The sequence below is a fragment of the Pseudomonas sp. WS 5027 genome, assembly GCF_012985695.1.
Classification (GTDB): domain Bacteria; phylum Pseudomonadota; class Gammaproteobacteria; order Pseudomonadales; family Pseudomonadaceae; genus Aquipseudomonas; species Aquipseudomonas hygromyciniae.
On sequence record NZ_JAAQWU010000017.1, the window covers coordinates 40,294 to 60,673 of the forward strand.

General features: G+C 61.5%; 19 protein-coding genes and 1 pseudogene. 10 read left to right on the top strand and 10 right to left on the bottom strand.

Features of this window, described 5'->3' with window-relative positions; genetic code table 11:
- Positions 1-184 precede the first annotated feature (184 nt).
- From HBO09_RS20120 to HBO09_RS20135, 4 genes are all read right to left on the bottom strand, one after another.
- A complete protein-coding gene (locus HBO09_RS20120) occupies positions 185-1,165 on the bottom strand; it encodes a FecR family protein (protein ID WP_169999442.1) in 981 nt (326 codons plus the stop codon).
- Positions 1,162-1,680 carry an RNA polymerase sigma factor gene (locus tag HBO09_RS20125; protein ID WP_169999441.1) on the bottom strand — a complete coding sequence of 173 codons (519 nt, stop codon included), beginning with the start codon at positions 1,678-1,680 and terminating at the stop codon, positions 1,162-1,164. Before HBO09_RS20125 ends, HBO09_RS20120 begins: the two co-directional genes overlap by 4 nt.
- A 129-nt stretch (positions 1,681-1,809) precedes the next feature.
- A complete protein-coding gene (locus tag HBO09_RS20130; protein WP_169999440.1) occupies positions 1,810-2,517 on the bottom strand; it encodes a 3'-5' exonuclease in 708 nt (235 codons plus the stop codon).
- On the bottom strand, positions 2,514-4,436 hold the full coding sequence (locus HBO09_RS20135; RefSeq protein WP_169999439.1) for a putative nucleotidyltransferase substrate binding domain-containing protein: 1,923 nt from the start codon (positions 4,434-4,436) through the stop codon (positions 2,514-2,516). Before HBO09_RS20135 ends, HBO09_RS20130 begins: the two co-directional genes overlap by 4 nt.
- A gap of 246 nt (positions 4,437-4,682) precedes the next feature.
- Between HBO09_RS20135 and HBO09_RS20140 the strand changes: the two genes are divergently transcribed.
- Both HBO09_RS20140 and HBO09_RS20145 read left to right on the top strand, forming a co-directional pair.
- Positions 4,683-5,129 carry a response regulator gene (locus HBO09_RS20140; RefSeq protein WP_169999438.1) on the top strand — a complete coding sequence of 149 codons (447 nt, stop codon included), beginning with the start codon at positions 4,683-4,685 and terminating at the stop codon, positions 5,127-5,129.
- Between the two features lie 116 nt (positions 5,130-5,245).
- Positions 5,246-5,635 (top strand): hypothetical protein, encoded by a 390-nt coding sequence (locus HBO09_RS20145; protein WP_169999437.1) that lies wholly within the window; start codon positions 5,246-5,248, stop codon positions 5,633-5,635.
- 49 nt (positions 5,636-5,684) lie between these two features.
- On the opposite strand, the gene HBO09_RS20150 is transcribed toward HBO09_RS20145, so the two are convergent.
- Positions 5,685-7,865, bottom strand: a complete 2,181-nt coding sequence (locus HBO09_RS20150; RefSeq protein WP_169999436.1) for a malate synthase G — start codon at positions 7,863-7,865, stop codon at positions 5,685-5,687.
- 548 nt (positions 7,866-8,413) lie between these two features.
- On the opposite strand from HBO09_RS20150, the gene HBO09_RS20155 reads away from it, so the two are divergent.
- The gene (locus HBO09_RS20155) at positions 8,414-8,932 is read left to right on the top strand and encodes an ACT domain-containing protein (protein WP_169999435.1); all 519 of its coding nucleotides are present in this window, start codon (positions 8,414-8,416) and stop codon (positions 8,930-8,932) included.
- A gap of 222 nt (positions 8,933-9,154) precedes the next feature.
- On the opposite strand, the gene rarD is transcribed toward HBO09_RS20155, so the two are convergent.
- The 5 genes and pseudogenes from rarD to HBO09_RS20175 form a co-directional block, all read right to left on the bottom strand.
- Positions 9,155-10,039: an EamA family transporter RarD gene (gene rarD, locus HBO09_RS20160; RefSeq protein WP_029296920.1), complete on the bottom strand. Its 885-nt coding sequence runs from the start codon at positions 10,037-10,039 to the stop codon at positions 9,155-9,157.
- 72 nt (positions 10,040-10,111) lie between these two features.
- Positions 10,112-10,216, bottom strand: a pseudogene (locus HBO09_RS29015) (outer membrane lipoprotein carrier protein LolA); the annotation flags it as partial.
- A gap of 16 nt (positions 10,217-10,232) precedes the next feature.
- Positions 10,233-11,207: a serine/threonine protein kinase gene (locus tag HBO09_RS20165; RefSeq protein WP_032858595.1), complete on the bottom strand. Its 975-nt coding sequence runs from the start codon at positions 11,205-11,207 to the stop codon at positions 10,233-10,235.
- A 364-nt stretch (positions 11,208-11,571) separates the two neighbouring features.
- Positions 11,572-12,336 carry a TOBE domain-containing protein gene (locus HBO09_RS20170; protein WP_169998012.1) on the bottom strand — a complete coding sequence of 255 codons (765 nt, stop codon included), beginning with the start codon at positions 12,334-12,336 and terminating at the stop codon, positions 11,572-11,574.
- 65 nt (positions 12,337-12,401) lie between these two features.
- Positions 12,402-13,139: a ComF family protein gene (locus tag HBO09_RS20175; protein ID WP_169998010.1), complete on the bottom strand. Its 738-nt coding sequence runs from the start codon at positions 13,137-13,139 to the stop codon at positions 12,402-12,404.
- Between the two features lie 91 nt (positions 13,140-13,230).
- On the opposite strand from HBO09_RS20175, the gene bioB reads away from it, so the two are divergent.
- The 7 genes from bioB to HBO09_RS20210 all read left to right on the top strand — a co-directional run bounded on the left by bioB (position 13,231) and on the right by HBO09_RS20210 (position 20,338).
- Positions 13,231-14,286 (top strand): biotin synthase BioB, encoded by a 1,056-nt coding sequence (gene bioB / locus HBO09_RS20180; protein WP_169998008.1) that lies wholly within the window; start codon positions 13,231-13,233, stop codon positions 14,284-14,286.
- An 82-nt stretch (positions 14,287-14,368) separates the two neighbouring features.
- A complete protein-coding gene (bioF, locus tag HBO09_RS20185; protein WP_169998006.1) occupies positions 14,369-15,550 on the top strand; it encodes an 8-amino-7-oxononanoate synthase in 1,182 nt (393 codons plus the stop codon).
- Positions 15,543-16,274, top strand: coding sequence for an alpha/beta fold hydrolase (locus HBO09_RS20190; RefSeq protein WP_169998004.1), 732 nt, complete (start codon positions 15,543-15,545; stop codon positions 16,272-16,274). Before bioF ends, HBO09_RS20190 begins: the two co-directional genes overlap by 8 nt.
- The gene (gene bioC / locus HBO09_RS20195; protein ID WP_169998002.1) at positions 16,267-17,079 is read left to right on the top strand and encodes a malonyl-ACP O-methyltransferase BioC; all 813 of its coding nucleotides are present in this window, start codon (positions 16,267-16,269) and stop codon (positions 17,077-17,079) included. Before HBO09_RS20190 ends, bioC begins: the two co-directional genes overlap by 8 nt.
- Positions 17,076-17,756 carry a dethiobiotin synthase gene (bioD, locus tag HBO09_RS20200; RefSeq protein WP_169998000.1) on the top strand — a complete coding sequence of 227 codons (681 nt, stop codon included), beginning with the start codon at positions 17,076-17,078 and terminating at the stop codon, positions 17,754-17,756. The genes bioC and bioD overlap by 4 nt, the downstream gene beginning before the upstream one ends.
- Before the next feature lie 107 nt (positions 17,757-17,863).
- Positions 17,864-18,145, top strand: a complete 282-nt coding sequence (locus HBO09_RS20205) for a pyrroloquinoline quinone biosynthesis protein PqqE (RefSeq protein WP_169997998.1) — start codon at positions 17,864-17,866, stop codon at positions 18,143-18,145.
- Between the two features lie 387 nt (positions 18,146-18,532).
- Complete coding sequence (locus HBO09_RS20210) at positions 18,533-20,338, top strand: phenylacyl-CoA dehydrogenase (protein WP_169997996.1); 1,806 nt, start codon at positions 18,533-18,535, stop codon at positions 20,336-20,338.
- Positions 20,339-20,380: the final 42 nt, after the last annotated feature.

Below are 20,380 nucleotides of genomic sequence, written 5' to 3' on the forward strand. Positions count from 1 at the left end.
ATGGAAATATTTCTCAATTGCCTGTGTGCCGAGCGAGAATCAAAAAGTGATAGGGGCAGGTGAAAATATTTTTTGTCTGGGGAAAATAGGGGGGCTTATAGGGTGTCATCGCAGGCAAGCCAGCTCCCACATCTGATGGTATTCACAGTTCAAAATGTGGGAGCTGGCTTGCCTGCGATAGGCCCTAGGGCTTACCCGCGACTTTCGGCACCACCGTCACCCACCACGGCGTACGCTGCTGGATCTGCACTGGCAAGGTGGGCAGCAGGGCATTCAGGGCCAGGTCGGTGTCCTGCAGCGGGAAGCTGCCAGTGATGCGTAGGTCGGCCACGTTTTTATCCACACCCAAATAGCCGCTGCGGTAGCGGCCTAGCTCCTCGACCACATCCGCCAGCCGCGCGTTGTCGACCACCAGCATGCCGCGGGTCCAGGCGTCGGTGCCGGGCGTGACCGCCGCCAGTGGACGGAGGCCGTCATGGCGCATCAGCACCTGCTGGCCTTCCTTGAACACCTGCTCCTGTTGCGACGCCTCGGGCTGCGCCGCGACGGCCGACTGCAAAACGCTGAGCCGCGTGCCGTCGTCCTCGCGTTTGACGATAAACCGCGTGCCCAGGGCGCGCAGGCTGCCGTCGCGGGTCTGGACGACAAAGGGCCGCGCATCGTTGTGGCCGGTCTGGACCAGGATCTCGCCGTCCTGCAACACAATCACCCGGCGTTTTTCGTCAAAGCGCACATCAATGGCGCTGTGGGTGTTGAGGTTGATCAGGGTGCCATCCGCCAGTTTCAGCGTGCGTTGTTCGCCGGTGGCGGTGCGCTGGTCGGCCAGCCAATAGTTGATGGGCACGTAGCGCTGGCCGGCGAACAGCGCCAGGCCGCAGACCAACACCACACTGGCCAGGCCGCTGCCGAGCTTGCGCACCCGGCGGCGGATGCCTTCACGCGATTGCAGCAGCGCCGCCCGCGCCGGGCCGCTGGTCACGCTGAAGCGCTGATCGAGCATGCCCAGTTGGCGCCAGGCGCGGGCGTGTTCGTCGTTGCTGGCCAGCCATTTACTGAACTCGTCATGCTCCACAGCGCTGCGATCCCCGGAATCCAGGGACAGTTGCCAGGCAATCGCAGCATCCAGCACGCGTGCCGAAACCGGTTTGGAGCTGATCTGACTCACAGCGGCTCGCCATACAGTGCGATGTAGCACTGGCGAATGCCCTGGGCCAGGTACTGTCGCACCCGTGGCACGGAAACACCCAGGCGCTGGGCGATCTCGGCGTGGCCCAGGCCATCGAGACGGTTATAGAGGAAGGCAGCGCGGGCCTTGCTGGAGAGTTTGCCCAGCAGGCGGTCGATGGCCTTGAGGTCTTCGAGGATCAGGTGCTGTTCTTGTGGGGAAGGGTGCTCGCTTTCGGGGATCAGCATCAGTTCGGTGAGGTAGGCCTGTTCCAGCGCCGCGCGGCGGAAATAGTCGAACAGCAGGCCCTTGGCGACGGCCACCAGGAACGCCCGGGGTTCACGAGGTTCGCGCAGTTCTTCACGTCCCAGCAGGCGCATGAAGGTGTCTTGGCTCAGGTCCTCGGCACGACTGGGGCACGCCACGTTGCGCCGCAACCATGCCAGCAGCCAGCCGCGATGGTCACGGTACAACGTGCCAACAAGCTCACTGTGGGGAGTTTGGGCAGACGACAAGGCATCACCAATCGGCAAGTTTAAACTAACGAGAATTATTCGCGATTGTGGCAGAGGCGATGAGGCGGCGCAATTGGCGTTGGTCGGATGATGGCACCACAACCCATGGTCGGAGCCGGGTTGTGGTGTTTAGAAGGACGGGGCTTGCTTGCGCCGTTTCCACTGGCTCAGACGCTGCTGCAACGCGGCGGGGCTGTCCAGCCCTTGCTGGCGGGCGCGGCTGAACAGAATCAACATCAACTCAGCGGTGGCCAGGGCATCGGCGCTGGCGTGATGGCGCTCACCGACTTGCAGGTTGAAGTGGGCGATCCAGTCATCCAGGCCCGCTTCGCGAATATGCGCTTGGGGACATAGCAGCGGCGCCAGGTCTGCCACGTCGAGGAACGGATGGGCCAGGCGATAACCCAGGCTGTCCTTGAGCGCCCGGCCGAGCATGTGTTGGTCGAACGGTGCATGGAACGCCAGCAGCGGGCTGTCGCCGACAAAATCCATGAAGTCCAGCAACGCCTCGGCTGGATCGCAACCGGCGGCGATCGCACTGGGCCCCAGGCCGTGGATCAGGACGCTGGGGCTGAGTTTGGTGTGCGCCCGCAGCAGGGTGCGTTCGAACTGCTGGGAAAAGTCGATGGCACCGTCTTCGATAACCACTGCACCAATCGACAACACCTGATCGCGATTGAGGTTCAGGCCGCTGGTTTCCAGGTCCAGGACCACCCAGCGCTGGTCGCGCAAGGTGTTGTCGCCGAGTGTTCCGGGGGCTGGCAGTTGTTGCAGGCGTGCTTGTTGCAGGGCATCGAGCCCCGGTCGGTGTGGGCGTAGCCAACTGAACAGGCTCACAGCTGATACCTCAGGGCGAGGCTGCTTTGCAGGCGCTGGGCCTGGCGCAGGGACTCGCGCAGGATGCGCCGGTCCAGGTGGTTGAGGCTGTCCGGGTCGACCCGGTTGGAGTACGGCTGGTTCTCGCGAGTCTGCAATTGGTGCTGCTGCATGCGGGTTTGCTGGATAAAGTGGTAGGCCTCTTCATAGGCTGCGCCGTCCAGGCGTTCGATCACCTCTTTGTCCACCAGCTGGCGCAAGCGCTCCAGGGTGTTGTTGGCGGCGATCCCATTGGCCAGGGCCAACAGGCGGGCACCGTCTACGAACGGTGTCAGGCCCTGCACCTTGAGGTCCAGGGTGGCCTTGTCCGAGCCTTTGCGCGTCAGCACAAAATCACGGAAGCGCCCCACCGGCGGGCGCTGGCGCAGGGCGTTCTCGGCCATCATCCGTTGGAACAAGCGGTTGTCTGCGACCTGGTCAAGAATGCCCTGGCGCAACTGGTCGCAGCCCTGCTCATCGCCCCATACCACGCGCAGGTCGAAGTAGATGCTGGATTTGAGCAGGTTCTCCGGCGTCGCCTCGCGGATAAACGCGGCAAAGCGCCGGGCCCACTCGGCGCGGGACAGGCACAGCTCGGGGTTGCCGGCCATGATATTGCCCTTGCACAGGGTAAAGCCGCACAGCGCCAGGCTCTGGTTGATCTGCTGCGCCAGCGGCAACAGCAGGCCGCGAATCTCGGCCGCATGGGCGGCGTCCCGTGCATCAAACAGGATGCCGTTGTCCTGGTCGGTATGCAGAGTCTGCTCGCGGCGCCCCTCGCTGCCGAAACACAGCCAACTGAACGGCACGCCGGGGTCGCCTTTGTCGGCGATGCTCAGTTCGATGACCCGGCACACCGTGTGATCGTTGAGCAGCGTGATGATATGGGTGATCTGGGTCGAGGACGCGCCATGGGCCAGCATGCGCTCTACCAGTTGACCGATCTCGCCACGCAGCGCCACCAGGTTTTCCACCCGTGGCGCATTGCGGATGGTGCGGGCCAGGTGCACCAGGTCGACCCGTTGCAGGGAAAACAGGTCACGCTCGGACACCACGCCACACAAGCGTCGATCCTTGACCAGGCACACGTGGGCGATGTGCCGTTCGGTCATGGCAATTGCCGCGTCGAAGGCGCTGTGATCCGGGCTGAGGAAGAACGGCGCCTGGGTCATATGGCGCTCGATGGCCTGACTGAAGTCGCTGATGCCATCGGCCACTACATGGCGCAGGTCACGCAGGGTGAAAATCCCCAGGGGGGCCTTGTGTTCATCGACCACCACGATGCTGCCGACCTGCTGCTCATGCATCAACGTGACCGCCTCACGCAGCGGCGTCAGCGGGCTGCACGTCACCGGATGGCGCATGGCCAATTCGCCCAGGCGGGTATTGAGTGAATACTGGGTGCCGAGGTTTTCCACGGCTTTCTGTTGGACTTGCTGGTTGACCTGATCCAACAGGCTGCTGACCCCACGCAAGGCAAAATCGCGGAACGCCCCGGACAGGGCAAACAGCTTGATAAACGCCGGCTTGTTCAATTGCAGGCAGAAGGTGTCTTCGGCGGCCTTGTGCTCGGTGCGGGTAGCCCGCTCTCCCAGCAGGGCGGCCAGGGGGAAGCATTCGCCGGTGGCGATTTCGAAGGTGGTCTCGGCCGAATCCGGACGCTGGCCGACCACGCGCCCCTGCTTGACGATATAGAAGTGCTCCACCGGGCCTGCCGACGGTTTGAGAATGCTCTCGCCGGGGCCGTAGAAGCGCAATTGGCACTGTTCCACCAGAAACGCCAGGTGGGCGTTTTCCATCTGGTTGAAGGGCGGGAACCGTTGAAGGAATTGCAGGGTGCCGTGAATGTTCTGCAACACCGCAGTTTTCCCTGCCTGGGTGAAAGCATCAGCTTTACTCATAACCATGACCGCAGTTTTTTTGTCGTTATCGTCCCTCATGGTCGACCCCCACGCGGCGGGTGCCCATTGGACGTAAGTCTAGGTAGCTATAAGGCCTTCGATGACTAAGGAAAAACCTTACATGAATATCGTCCAGACCCGTAGAACGCCCACTAGGAAAACTATCCGACGAAGTGCACATTGTTCGCCCTTCCGGCGATGTCTGACTTCTGTGCTGGGAGATTGTGAAAAGCTGCCGAGAGACCTATGCCCGACCTAGATATTTTGAGTGATGCCGAGCGCGAGGCGCTGAGCGCCGTGATGCTGGAGCCTGATTTACCGCCGCAGCGGGTTCTGATCGTCGATGACGATAAAGACGCCCGGGAATTGCTGGCCGAAATCCTGGGGCTGGACGGCATTCGCTGCATGACGGCGGACAGTGGCGAGGCAGCGTGGGAATTGTTGAAGTCCAGCACTTCCATCGGCTTACTGATCACCGACCTGCGGATGGCCCCCAGCAACGGCCTGCAACTTATCCGCCAAGTGCGCGAATCCACCCGCGCGGCATTGCCGATCATCATCATGTCCGGGGACGCCGAAGCGCCGGACGTGATCGATGCAATGCATTTGAGCGTGGTGGACTTTCTGCTCAAGCCGATTGATAGCGTGAAGTTGGCTAAGTTGGTCAAGCGCGAGTTGGGGATGGCGCAGTAAAGCCGCCGTCTATCGGCAACTCCTCCGAACTGTCAGATCTGACAGTAGGCAAGTATGAACTCTGGATGTTCACTGTTTGCGAGCGTGCTGCTCTAGACAGAGAACAGGAGTTTATTATGACCACTAAAGAATTTGATTCTGAAGATAAAGGTGCGAAAGCCGGAGGGGCGGCTAGCGTCACGGTTTACCGAGATGGAGTCGTGGAACGGGTCTTCACTGCGACGGAAATATGGTTGTTCACTATGGCAATAAGGATTGAGGGTGAGGGGGAATGGGTCATGCTCTACTACCCGAGCTATCCGGGAACCGGCAAGCATGAATGGCTCCCGGGGAGTAGAGTGCGTGGCGCGTACACTGACCGCGAGGGCAAGGAGAGTTCCACATTTGAAGCGACTGTCCGTCTGACGGTGAGCGAAAACCCATATCAGCAAGACGGTAGTTTCGATCTGAGGTTCAGTCCAGAACTTCGTGTAACCGGTATCTTCAGAGCTGATGGGGGGCAGTAGGTACGAAAAAGCCCTGACCTCGCGATCAGGGCTTTTTCATTTCAAGGCGTTAGTTACAACCATTCTTGGCCTTGAACTCCCTCCGCCGACGATGCAACACCGGCTCGGTATAACCATTGGGCTGCTTGGTCCCTTCAATCACCAACTCCACCGCTGCCTGGAACGCGATATTGCTGTCGAAGTCCGGAGCCAAAGGACGGTACAGCGCGTCCCCGGCATTCTGCCGATCCACCACCGGCGCCATGCGCTTGAGGCTTTCCATGACCTGGGCTTCGCTGACCACGCCATGGCGCAGCCAGTTGGCGATGTGCTGGCTGGAGATACGCAGGGTGGCGCGGTCTTCCATCAGGCCCACATCGTTGATATCCGGCACTTTCGAGCAACCTACGCCCTGATCGATCCAGCGCACCACGTAGCCGAGGATGCCCTGGGCGTTGTTGTCCAGTTCGTTGCGGATTTCTTCCTCGGACCAGTCGGTATTCTGCGCCAGGGGAATGGTCAGGATATCGTCCACCGAAGCGCGTTCGCGCTTGGCCAGTTCGGCCTGGCGGGCGAATACATCGACCTTGTGGTAATGCAGCGCGTGCAGTGCGGCAGCCGTCGGCGACGGTACCCACGCGGTGTTGGCGCCGGCCAGCGGGTGAGCGATCTTCTGCTCGAGCATGGCAGCCATCAGGTCGGGCATCGCCCACATGCCTTTACCGATCTGTGCACGGCCTTGCAGGCCGGTGCTCAAGCCGATATCGACGTTCCAGTTCTCATAGGCGCCGATCCATTTTTCCGCCTTCATAGCCGCCTTGCGCACCATCGCGCCGGCTTCCATGGAGGTGTGGATTTCGTCGCCGGTGCGGTCGAGGAAGCCGGTGTTGATAAACACCACGCGCTCGCTGGCGGCCTTGATACAGGCCTTGAGGTTGACCGTGGTGCGGCGCTCCTCGTCCATGATCCCGACCTTGAGGGTGTTGCGCGGCAGGTTCAGCACCTCTTCGATGCGACCGAACAGTTCGTTGGTGAACGCCGCCTCTTCCGGGCCGTGCATCTTCGGTTTAACGATGTACACAGAGCCGGTACGGCTGTTCTTGCGGCTGTTGTTACCGTTGAGGCTGTGGATCGCTGCCAGGCTGGTGATCAGGCCGTCGAGGATGCCTTCGGGCACTTCATTGCCCTGGGCGTCGAGGATCGCGTCGATGGTCATCAGGTGACCAACGTTGCGCACGAACAGCAGCGAGCGACCATGCAGAGTCACCGCATTGCCGTCGACACCGGTGTAGGTGCGGTCGGCGTTCATGGTGCGGGTAAAGGTCTTGCCGCCCTTGGCCACTTCTTCGGCCAGGTCGCCCTTCATCAGGCCGAGCCAGTTGCGGTAGATCACTACTTTGTCGTCGGCATCGACGGCGGCGACGGAGTCTTCGCAGTCCATGATGGTGGTCAGCGCGGCTTCCATCAGGATGTCTTTGACGCCGGCGGCGTCGGTCTGACCGACCGGGGTGCTGGCATCGACCTGGATTTCGAAGTGCAGGCCGTTGTGCTTCAACAAGATGGCGATTGGTTGGGCGGCATCGCCCTGGTAGCCGATCAACTGGGCGTCGCTACGCAGGCCGCTGTTGCTGCCACCCTTGAGGCTGACCACCAGCTTGCCGTCGACGATCTTGTAGCCGGTGGAGTCGACATGGCTGCCGGCGGTGAGCGGTGCGGCTTCGTCGAGGAAGGCGCGGGCGAAGGCGATGACCTTGTCACCGCGCACCTTGTTGTAGCCCTGGCCTTTCTCGGCGCCGTCGGCTTCGCTGATGGCGTCGGTGCCATACAGCGCGTCGTACAGCGAGCCCCAACGGGCGTTGGAGGCGTTGAGGGCGAACCGCGCATTCATCACCGGTACCACCAACTGCGGGCCGGCCATGCGGGCGATTTCGTCATCGACGTTTTGTGTGGTCGCCTGGAAATCCGCTGCTTCTGGCAGCAGGTAGCCAATATCTTGCAGGAAGGCTTTGTAGGCCACCGCGTCGTGGGCCTGGCCGGCGTGGGTCTGGTGCCAGGCATCGATCCGCGCTTGGAAATCGTCGCGTTTGGCGAGTAGGGCTTTGTTCTTCGGTGCCAGGTCGTGGATGACCTTGTCGGCGCCGGCCCAGAACTGGTCGGCGGTCAGGCCGGTACCGGGAATGGCTTCGTTGTTCACGAAGTCGAACAGGACTTTGGCGACCTGCAGGCCACCGACTTGAACGTGTTCAGTCATTGCTTGCCTCACTCTGCGGAGCTAATTCGCTTTTCAGCTTTTCAATTTACCAATGAAGCCTCTGGCCATTTAAACCACAAACCCAAGGTACCAGTACATGCCATCAACGGCGGCTGGGTGGTTCCAATCAACGGCGCAAGGCTTGCTGACAGGGTGTTCGGGGTTCTGACGGCGCCTGGGCAGACATCGACCTAACGTTATGTAGTGCGCGACGAGGCATACTACATGATGAGTTGCGGTTGTGAAAATTAGACTAAATACGTCGTTTAGCGACCCACTTTGGTTGTACGGTCACAGCGGGGAATGGGATGTTCTCAAAAAACCAATGGATTGTTCCAGATAAATATAAAAATGGTACACGATTTGTTTTGCGGCTAGCTAAATCCCCTGTAGGAGCGAGCTTGCTCGCGAAGATCGCTAACGATGACGCGGGCATCCTGGATATACGCGGCGCACTTGAGTTTTTCGTCGGAACGCCGCCCGGAGACAAGCTCGCTCCTACAGGCAGGTGCCTATAATCGAGTATTCATCACCAGAGGACTGTTGCCATGGACCATCTCGTACTCACCGTCATCGCCGCCGACAAACCCGGCGTGGTCGAACGTGTCGCCCACTGCATTGCCGAGCGCGGTGGCAACTGGCTGGAAAGTCGTATGGCCCATATGGCGGGGCAATTTGCCGGGATCCTGCGGGTCAGTGTGCCGATGGAAAACCGCAGTGAGCTGGTCAGCGCCCTGGAGGACCTGTCCACCCATGGCATTCGTGTACTGGTCGGTGAAAGCAGCGGCGTGCAGGCGTCGGCAAGCAAGCCGATCCTGATGACCCTGGTGGGCAATGACCGGCCGGGGATCGTGCGTGAAATCACCGCGTTGTTGAGCAAGCAAGGGGTCAACCTGGAGCGCCTGAGTACCGACGTGCGCCCGGCGCCCATGAGCAGCGACCTGTTGTTTCACGCCGAAGCCGCGCTGGCGGTGCCTTCCACCCTGGCGCTGGACACGTTGCAGGCTGCCCTGGAAACCCTGGCCGATGATTTGATGGTGGAATTGCAGCTGCGCAGCGAGGAATAACCATCCACAGGGTTGTTCATGGAAATCTTGCATGGGCCTGTGGATAAGCTGTAGAGACTCGGCGCCAGGCCACGCCGGCCGGGGCTTGCCGCGTGTTGAGCAAAAAACGAGCAATTTCAACGGCTTGTGCACAAACGCCGGGGATCAGGTTGTGGATAACCTTGGGGTGAAACCCTGCAAGCCAAGCCGGCTGTGGCTTGCAGGGTTTTGTACGTTATTTGATCAGCGTTTGCGCAGGCTCAGCCACGCATCGATGCTGTAGACCGCAAGCCCAGCCCAGATAAACACGAACGCCACCAGGCTGGCGGGGCTCATGTGTTCGTCGAACAGCAGCACCGCCTGCAGCAGCACCAGGGTCGGCGCCAAGTACTGCAGGAAACCGAGCGTGGTGTACGGCAAGTGCCGCGCGGCAGCGTTGAAACATACCAGCGGGATCAATGTCACCGGGCCTGCGGCCACCAGCCACCAGGCTTCGGATGTGCTCCAGAACGCCATATTGGCGCTATGGGCGGTGGGGTTGAGCAGCAGCCACGCCAGGGCAATCGGCACCAGCATCCAGGTTTCCACCACCAGGCCCGGCAGTGCCTTGACCGGCGCCTGCTTGCGGATCAAGCCGTAGAAACCAAAGGTCAACGCCAGCACCAGCGACACCCACGGCAAACTCCCCACCTGCCATACCTGTTGCGCAACCCCCACGGCGGCCAGCCCGACGGCGACCCATTGCAGGCGCCGCAGGCGTTCACCGAGCAGCAGCATGCCCAGCAGCACGTTGACCAGTGGGTTGATGTAGTAACCCAGGCTGGCTTCGAGCATGCGGCCACTGTTGACCGACCATACATAGGTCAGCCAGTTGCCTGCGATCAACGAACCGCTCAACGCCAGGATCGCCAGGCGCTTGGGGTTGTCCCGCAGTTCGCGCCACCAGCCGGGGTGTTTCCACACCAGCAACAGCAAACCGCCGAACAGCGCCGACCACAGCACGCGGTGGACGATGATTTCGGCGGCCGGCACGCTGGCGATGGCTTTGAAGTAGAGCGGGAACAGGCCCCAGATGACGTAGGCACTCAGGCCCAGGATGTACCCGCGACGCGGGTTGGCGGCTTGCATGCAGAATCCTTGCATAGGCAGCTAACAAAACCGTGATTGTAAGGAAGTTTGTCTATCGATGGGTTGGCTTTTTGTAGGAGCGAGCTTGCTCGCGAAAAACCTGAGGGCACCGCTGGGTGTCAGGTTTCCCGCGTTATCGTTAACGATCTTCCCGAGCAAGCTCGCTCCTACATTGATGAGCGCGGGTGATTTCTTAGAACAGCTTCAGAGGTTCTTCGTTGAGCGCCGACAATTGCTCGCGCAGCGCCAGCACCTGGTCGCCCCAATACCGCTCGCTGCCAAACCACGGGAAGCTGTGGGGGAATGCCGGATCATCCCAACGCCGTGCCAGCCAGGCGCTGTAGTGCATCAGGCGCAGGGCGCGCAGAGGCTCGATCAGCGCCAGTTCGCGAGGATCGAAATCGTGGAATTCCTGGTAGCCGTCCATCAACTCCGACAGCTGCCCCAGGCATTCCTGGCGATCGCCGGCCAGCATCATCCATAAATCCTGCACCGCCGGGCCCATGCGGCAGTCGTCGAGGTCGACGATATGGAACATTTCGTCTCGGCACATCATGTTGCCGGGGTGGCAGTCGCCATGCATGCGGATGTTCTTGTGCGGCGTGGCGCTGTACACATCCTCCACGCGCTTGAGCAGGTCGCGGGCCACGGATTCGTAGGCAGGCAGCAGGCTCTTGGGAATGAAGTTGCCTTCGAGCAAGGTGTTCAGGGAGTCATGACCGAAGTTCTTCACCCCCAGGGCTTCGCGGTGTTCGAAGGGGCGGGTGGCGCCCACCGCATGCAAGCGCCCGAGCAACTGCCCAAGGCGGTACAACTGATCGAGATTGCCCGGCTCCGGCGCCCGGCCTCCACGGCGCGGGAACAGAGTGAAACGAAAGCCCGCGTGTTCGAACAGGCTTTCGCCGTTATGGATCATCGGCGCGACGACTGGGACTTCGCACTCGGCCAGCTCAAAGGTAAAGCGGTGTTCTTCGAGGATCGCCTCGTTGGTCCAGCGCTGGGGGCGGTAGAACTTGGCGATCAGCGGCTCGGAGTCTTCGATGCCGACTTGATAGACACGGTTTTCGTAGCTATTGAGCGCCAATACGCGGGCGTCGCTGAGGAAACCGATGCTTTCGACAGCGTCGAGAACCAGGTCGGGGGTCAATGTTTCAAACGGGTGGGCCATGCGAACTCCTGCGCGCAGCAGGTCGCCGCGTCCGGCCGGGTATGGTAGCGCACCGGGCCTTGGATAGGTGGTGTGTGTGCCCGCGGTGAGCATCGGTACCTACACAATGTTGCCGTAACCCATAAATCCAAGCAGGCAGTGCTGTTGTGGTTGTGGTTGTGGTTGTTGTGGCGAGCGGGCTTGCCCCGCGCTGGGCTGCGAAGCAGCCCCCATCAGCCGAATGCGGTGTATCAGATAATCCGTAGCGGCTGGTTTTGGGGCTGCTTCGCAGCCCAACGCGGGGCAAGCCCGCTCGCCACAGGGGGGGCGTCAGTGTCTGAACGTTGTGTAGATGCCTATGCCGCGATGAGGCCCTAAAGATCACCTAAACCGGCGTGCCCAACAGCACATTGCTCGGCGCAAACTGCACCTGAACCAGCGTGCCTTCACCCGCCCCCAGCGCCTTGAGCTGCTCGGGCGCCGCCAGCGCACACAGCACCAGGCCGCTGGGCAAGGCGATGCGCACTTCACTGGGGCCATCATCGGCATCAAGAATGGCCTCGACCACGCCGCCCATGCAGTTAAATCCAAGCGTCGGCGCTTGGTCAGCCGCGATCAGCTCCAGCCAGCCGGCCTTGATCAACGCTACTACCTCAGTGCCGATTTCCAGTTCCAGGCGCAGGGTGCTGTCATGGGTGATCTGCGCATCGAGGGTCAAGCTGCCGGCCAGTTCCAGTCGCACCCGATCATTGCGGCCATGGCTGTCGATGCCGATCACTTGACCGTGCAATTGGTTACGCGCGCTGGTGCGCAGCATCAGGCGGCCCAGCAGGTTGAAGTCGCTGGCGTCTTCGGCGCCCTCCAGCACCTGGGCCTGCAGGGTCTGCAGGCGCTGATACAGGCGCAACACCCGTTCACCTTCTGCCGAGAGCCGCGCACCGCCGCCGCCTTTGCCGCCGACGCTGCGTTCAACCAGAGGCTTTTGCGCCAGGTTGTTCAGTTCATCGATGGCATCCCACGCGGCCTTGTAGCTCAAGCCGGCGCTTTTCGCGGCACGGGTGATGGAGCCCTGCTCGGCGATATGTTGTAGCAAGGCGATACGCTGGGGGCGACGGACGATATGTTGGCTCAACAGAGACGGTAAAGGCATGGCGAACGGCTGCACACTGGCTTGGAATACCCGGGACGTTGCGGGCAGGCGCCGCCAGAGTCAAGTCATGTGCCGGGCTTGGGCGTGCGCGCCAGGCAGTACACATCGACCTGGCGCGCGCCGGCATCTATCAGCAGGCGGGCCAGGCTGTGGGCGGTGGCGCCGGTGGTCAGTACGTCGTCCACCAGCGCCAGGTGCTGGCCCTGTACCTGCGCACCCGGGGCCAGGGCAAAGGCCTTGAGCAGGTTGCGCTGGCGTTGCCTGGCGTCCAGTTGCTGTTGGGCGATGGTGTCGTGGGGGCGCAGCAGCAGTTGTTCATCCACGGGCAGGTCGAGGTCCCGGCTCAGCCAGCGGGCGAGCATGGCGGCCTGGTTGTAGCCGCGTTGGCGCAGGCGTTTGGCGGCCATCGGCACTGCAAGCAAGCGGTCGGGGCGTGCCAGTTCGGCGTTGTCGAAGCGGTCTTGCAGGCATTGCCCCAGCAGGCTTGCCAGCAGATGCCCCAGGGGCCATTTACCCTGGTGCTTGAAGCGATTGATCAGGCTGTCCACCGGAAAACCATAGGTCCAGGGCGCCGCGACCTGTTTAAACGCAGGCGGTGACTGCTGGCATTGGCCACAGACCAGCCCGCTCATTGGCAACGGCAGGGCACACACTTGGCAGCAGTCGGTCAGCCACGGCAGCTCGATTTCGCAGACGTTGCACACCGTAGACGGCGAATCAGTCGGCTCATCGCAGATTAGACAGGTTTGGTTGCTTTTTAACCAGATGTAAACCTTGTGTTTGTAGTCAGGTTGACAGTGCATGAATCTTCCTTAAATATGCCGGGCATCCGTGTCGTGCCTGTGGGTATTGCCCTCCCACAGCGCTTGCCCAAGCATAAACAAGGAATCGCCCATGAGCGCCAGCCTCACTGCCACCTTGCGTCACGACTGGTCTTTGGCCGAAGTCAAAGCCCTGTTCGTCCAGCCGTTCAATGACCTGTTGTTCCAGGCGCAGACCGTGCACCGCGCGCATTTCGATGCCAATCGGGTGCAGGTGTCTACCTTGTTGTCGATCAAGACTGGCGCCTGTCCGGAAGATTGCAAATATTGTCCGCAGTCGGGCCACTACAACACCGGCCTGGAAAAAGAGAAGCTGATGGAAGTGCAGAAGGTCCTCGAAGAGGCTGCACGCGCCAAGGCCATCGGTTCGACCCGTTTCTGCATGGGCGCCGCCTGGAAGCACCCGTCGGCCAAAGACATGCCTTATGTCTTGCAGATGGTCAAAGGCGTGAAAGCCTTGGGCCTGGAAACCTGCATGACCCTTGGTCGTCTGGACCAGGAGCAGACTGAGGCGCTGGCCCAGGCCGGCCTGGACTACTACAACCACAACCTGGACACGTCGCCGGAGTTCTACGGCTCGATCATCACCACCCGCACCTACAGCGAACGCCTGCAAACCCTGGCGTATGTGCGTGATTCGGGGATGAAGATCTGCTCGGGCGGCATCCTCGGCATGGGCGAGTCCCTCGACGACCGCGCCAACCTGCTGATCCAGTTGGCCAACCTGCCGGAGCATCCTGAGTCGGTGCCGATCAACATGTTGGTCAAGGTGGCGGGTACCCCCCTGGAGAATGTCGAGGATATCGACCCGTTCGACTTTATCCGCATGCTCGCCGTGGCACGCATCCTGATGCCGCAATCCCATGTGCGCCTGTCAGCCGGCCGCGAGGCGATGAACGACCAGATGCAGGCCTTGGCGTTCTTTGCCGGCGCCAACTCGATTTTCTACGGCGACAAACTGCTGACCACCGCCAACCCACAGGCCGACAAGGACATGCAGCTGTTCTCGCGCCTGGGCATCCTGCCGCAAGCCCGTGAAGAGCATGCCGATGAAGTTCACCAAGCGGCGATTGAGCAGGCGTTGGTCGAGCAGAAAAGCAGCGAGCAGTTCTACAACGCTGTCGTCTGATTGAAATGCCATCCAAATGTGGGAGCGGGCAAGCCTGCTCCCACATGTTTGATCGAGTTCAACCGCTAAATCCGAGGCCAGCATGTCATTCGATCTCGCCGCGCGCCTCGCTGCCCGCCGTACAGAACATCTCTACCGCCAACGCCCGCTGCTGCAAAGTCCCCAGGGGCCGCAGGTGGTGGTGGACGGCCAACCGCTATTGGCCTTTTGCAATAACGACTACCTGGGCCTGGCCAATCATCCGCAAGTCATCGAAGCCTGGCAGGCCGGGGCTGCCCGCTGGGGCGTGGGTGGAGGCGCCTCGCACTTGGTCGTCGGCCACAGTACGCCACACCATGAATTGGAGGAGGCGCTGGCCGAGTTCACCGGGCGCCCGCGTGCGCTGCTGTTTACCACCGGTTATATGGCCAATCTCGGTGCCGTCACCGCGCTGGTCGGGCAGGGCGATACGGTACTCGAAGACCGGCTCAACCATGCCTCCCTGCTGGATGCGGGCTTGCTGTCTGGTGCGCGTTTCAATCGCTATCTGCACAACGATGCGGTCAGCCTGGCCAAGCGTCTGGAAAGAGCTTGCGGCAATACCCTGGTAGTCACCGACGGCGTGTTCAGCATGGACGGCAACCTCGCCGACCTGCCGGCCCTGGCTCGCGAAACCCGGGCCAAGGGCGCCTGGCTGATGGTGGATGATGCCCATGGCTTCGGGCCGCTGGGCGCCACGGGCGGCGGGATCGTCGAGCATTTCGGCCTGGGCCAGGAGGATGTGCCGGTGTTGGTCGGCACCCTGGGCAAGGCCTTCGGTACCGCCGGGGCGTTTGTTGCTGGCAGCGAGGAACTGATCGAAAGCCTGATCCAATTCGCTCGCCCGTATATCTACACCACCAGCCAACCGCCGGCGCTGGCCTGCGCCACATTGAAGAGCCTGGAGCTGCTGCGCAGTGAGCATTGGCGGCGTGAGCATTTGCACATGCTGATCCGTCAGTTCCGCCGGGGAGCCGAGCAGATCGGTCTGGAGCTGATGGACAGCTTCACACCGATCCAGCCGATCATGATTGGCGACAGCGCTCGAGCGGTGCGCCTGTCACAGATGCTGCGCGAGCGCGGGATTATGGTCAAGGCCATCCGCCCACCCACTGTGCCAGCCGGCAGCGCCCGTTTGCGCGTGACATTGACGGCGGCCCACAGCGAGGCGCAGGTGCAGCTATTGTTAAGCGCATTGGAAGAGTGTTTCCGCTTGCTAGGCGCCCTGGAGCTCGACCATGCGTGATCGACTGATATTGCTGCCCGGCTGGGGCCTCGGCGTATCGCCCCTGGGGCCTTTGGCCGCCGCATTGCAGGGGCTGGACGAACACCTGCACGTACACATCGAGCCGTTGCCGGCGCTGGAGGCCAGTGATCTCGGCGAATGGCTGGACGAACTCGACGCCACCTTGCCGGATAACGCCTGGCTTGGCGGCTGGTCCCTCGGCGGCATGCTGGCCTCTGAATTGGCGGCGCGACGTGGCGAACGGTGCTGCGGGTTGCTGACCCTGGCGAGCAATCCGTGTTTTGTCGCCCATGATAGTTGGCCTAGCGCTATGCCTGCGCACACCTTCGATGCATTCCTCGCCGGCTGCCACGCCGACTCCCAGGTCACCCTAAAGCGCTTCGGCCTGTTGTGTGGCAAAGGTGCCCAAGACCCTCGCGGGCTGGCGCGCTTGTTGATCAGCGCCGCGCCGCAAACGCCGTCCGGCGCGTTGATGAGCGGTCTTGAACTGCTTGCGCAACTGGATACCCGCGAGGCCTTGCAGGCCTTTCGTGGCCCGCAGTTGCATCTGTTCGCCGGTCTCGATGAGTTGGTGCCCTGTGAAGCCGCCACTGAACTGCTGAAGTTATTGCCCGATGTTGAGGTCGGTCTGATTGAACAGGCCGGGCACGCTTTCCTACTGGACAACCCCCACGGAGTGGCAGGGGCGATCCAGGCTTTTTTGCATGAGTGCGGCGATGACTGACTTGTCCCATCCTCCATTGCCGGGCGCCTTGCCCGACAAACGCCAGGTCGCGGCATCGTTTTCCAAGGCGGCGGCCAGTTACGACAGTGTCGCCGCGTTGCAGCGTGACGTGGGCGGCGAGTTGCTCGGGCGCTTGCCATCGGCGTTGATGCCCCGGCGCTGGCTGGATCTGGGCTGCGGTACCGGATTTTTCAGCCGCCAATTGAATAGAACGTTCCCGCAGGGCCAAGGCCTGGCGCTGGATATCGCCGAAGGTATGCTCAGCCACGCGCGGCCCTTGGGCGGTGCCGAGCACTTTATCGCCGGGGATGCCGAGCGTTTGCCGTTGCAGGACGGTAGTTGCGAGTTGATCTTCTCCAGCCTGGCGGTGCAGTGGTGTGCTGACTTCATGGCGGTGCTCCGTGAGGCCCAGCGGGTGTTGCAGCCCGGTGGCGTGCTGGCGTTTGCCAGCCTGTGCGTCGGCACCCTGGATGAGTTGCGCGACAGTTGGCGGGCGGCCGACACCATGGTTCACGTCAACCGTTTTCGCCCGTTCAGCACGTACCAACAGCAGTGTGCGGCCAGTGGCTTGCGCGTGGTGAGCCTGGAGCAGCGCCCCCACGTGCTGCATTACCCGGATGTACGCAGCCTGACCCACGAACTGAAAGCATTGGGGGCCCACAATATCAATCCGGGGCGCCCAGGTGGCTTGACAGGCCGCGCGCGGATTGTTGCATTGGTGCAGGCCTACGAGCAGTTGCGCCAAGTCCAGGGCCTGCCAGCAACCTATCAAGTCGTGTACGCCGTATTGGAGAAACCCTTATGAGCGCTGCCTATTTCATCACGGGCACCGACACTGATGTCGGCAAGACTACTGTCGCCGCGGGCCTGTTGCATGCGGCTCGACAGGCAGGCAAGAGCACCGCTGCCGGCAAACCAGTGGCCTCGGGCTGCGAAGTGACCCCACGGGGCTTGCGCAACGCCGATGCCCTGGCCTTGCTGGCGGAGTGCTCGTTGCCGCTGGCCTATGCCGAAGTCAATCCGCTGGCCTTTGAGCCCGCCATCGCGCCGCACCTGGCGGCCCGCGAAGCCGGTGTGGCGCTGACCGTGCAAGCCCTGCTCAAGCCGATGCAGCACATCCTCGACAAACAAGCGGACTTCACCCTGATCGAAGGCGCTGGTGGCTGGCGCGTGCCACTGGCCGATCAGGACAACCTGTCGGATCTGGCCAAGGCCTTGCAGTTACCGGTGATCCTGGTGGTGGGTGTGCGCCTGGGGTGTATCAATCATGCGCTGCTCAGCGCCGAAGCCATCGCCCGGGACGGTTTGCCGCTGGTGGGATGGGTGGCCAATATCATCGACCCGAAGACCTCCCGTCTGGAAGAAAACCTTGCCACCTTGGCCGAACGCCTGCCGGCACCGTGCCTGGGCCGCGTGCCACGGCTCAAGCAGCCCACGGCCGAAGCGGTGGCCGAGTACCTGCAGTTGGACTTGCTCGATTAGTTTTTCCTAGGGATAAGGCATTATGCCATTAGTGTTATTGACGGGCCTTTTGCCAGATTGTCTGCTTCAATAAGGGTTCACGATTTATTGCAAGGCAGGTTTACGCCATGGAAATCTCTGGAAGCAGTGCGTTTTATTCAGGCCTGAGCACTATTCAGGCCGGTCAGAACCGCGTCGACCAGGCCGCCGGCAAAATCGCCAGTGCTGCCACCAGCCAGCCTTCGGACGCCCAGAATGACCGCTTGCAGGCAGTCAACCGCGGCCAGCCGACCGACTCGGCGAGCAATATGCTGGAACTGGCCGAAGGCAAGTTCCAGGTGGAGCTGGGCGCGAAAGTCGCCAAGGCTTCCGACGAAATGCTCGGCACGTTGATCGACACCTACGCCTGATCCGGCGGGCTCATTGTGGCGAGGGGGCTTGTCCCCCGTTGGGCTGCGAAGCGGCCCCAAAACCTGCCACCTCGGTGTATGTGATAAGTCTCGGTGTGTCTTATTGGGGCTGCTTTGCAGCCCAACGGGGGACAAGCCCCCTCGCCACGACAAGCCTCTTGCTACCCCCGATTTCTTCAACACACCTATCTTCCAATCTTTGACCGGTCATGTGGCATCACGCTGCAGGCCTTGTCGTGCGTGACGTTGACCTGCGTCATGACAAACGGCATCTGCGGGGCGCTTGACAAGGATAGGGCGTAAACGTATGTTTCAAACAACTGTTTGACCGCTACAACAAATCCACGCGGTTGTTCATTCCAGATACATCAGCAGAGGTTTATCGCTATGCCTGACTACAAGGCCCCCTTGCGTGATATTCGCTTCGTTCGTGACGAACTGCTCGGCTACGAAGCGCACTATCAGAGCCTGCCGGCTTGCCAGGACGCTACTCCAGACATGGTTGACGCCATTCTCGAAGAAGGCGCCAAGTTTTGTGAGCAAGTGCTGGCCCCGTTGAACCGCGTCGGTGACATCGAAGGGTGCACCTGGAGCGAGTCAGGCGTTAAAACCCCTACTGGTTTCAAAGAAGCCTACAAGCAATTCGTCGAAGGCGGCTGGCCGAGCCTGGCCCACGACGTGGCGCACGGCGGCCAAGGCCTGCCGGAATCCCTGGGCCTGGCCGTCAGCGAGATGGTCGGTGAAGCCAACTGGTCGTGGGGCATGTACCCAGGCCTGTCCCATGGCGCGATGAACACCATTTCCGAGCACGGTACCCCTGAGCAGCAGGACGCCTACCTGACCAAATTGGTCTCGGGCGAGTGGACCGGCACCATGTGCCTCACTGAGCCACACTGCGGTACCGACCTGGGCATGTTGCGCACCAAGGCCGAACCTCAGGCCGACGGTTCCTACAAAGTCTCCGGTACCAAGATCTTCATCTCGGCCGGTGAACACGACATGGCCGACAACATCGTCCACATCGTACTGGCCCGCCTGCCGGATGCTCCGGCTGGCACCAAAGGCATTTCGCTGTTTATCGTGCCTAAGTTCCTGCCCAACGCCGATGGTTCGGTGGGTGAGCGCAACGCGGTGTCTTGTGGCTCCCTGGAACACAAGATGGGCATCCACGGCAACGCTACCTGCGTGATGAACTTCGACGCGGCCACCGGTTACCTGATCGGCCCGGCGAACAAAGGCCTGAACTGCATGTTCACCTTTATGAACACCGCTCGCCTGGGCACTGCGCTGCAAGGTCTGTCTCACGCCGAGATCGGTTTCCAGGGTGGCCTCAAATACGCTCGTGACCGCCTGCAAATGCGTTCCCTGACTGGCCCGAAAGCGCCGGACAAGGCCGCTGACCCGATCATCGTGCACCCCGATGTACGCCGCATGCTGCTGACCATGAAAGCCTTCGCCGAAGGCAACCGTGCGATGGTGTACTTCACCGCCAAGCAAGTGGACATCGTTAAGTACGGCACCGACGACGAAGCCAAGAAACAGGCTGACGCGCTGCTGGCCTTCATGACCCCGATCGCCAAGGCATTCATGACCGAAGTCGGTTTTGAATCTGCTAACCATGGCGTACAGATCTACGGCGGCCACGGCTTCATCGCCGAGTGGGGCATGGAGCAGAACGTTCGCGACAGCCGCATCTCGATGTTGTACGAAGGCACCACCGGCATCCAGGCCCTGGACCTGCTCGGTCGTAAAGTGCTGATGACTCAAGGCGAAGCGCTCAAGGGCTTCACCAAGATCGTGCACAAGTTCTGCCAGGCCAACGAAGGCAACGCAGCGGTCAGCGAGTTCGTCGCGCCGTTGGCTGCACTGAACAAGGAATGGGGCGAGTTGACCATGAAGGTCGGCATGGCTGCCATGAAGGACCGTGAAGAAGTCGGTGCCGCCTCCGTGGACTACCTGATGTACTCCGGTTATGCCTGCCTGGCTTACTTCTGGGCCGACATGGCGCGCCTGGCTGCCGAAAAACTGGCTGCCGGCACCAGCGAAGAAGGCTTCTACACTGCCAAGCTGCAGACTGCGCGCTTCTACTTCCAGCGTATCCTGCCGCGTACCCGTACCCACGTCGCCACCATGCTGTCGGGTGCCAACAACCTGATGGACATGAAAGAAGAGAACTTCGACCTGGGCTACTAAGCCCCGGCGGGTTCACTACAAGGCCGCCGCTCTTTCGGGAGC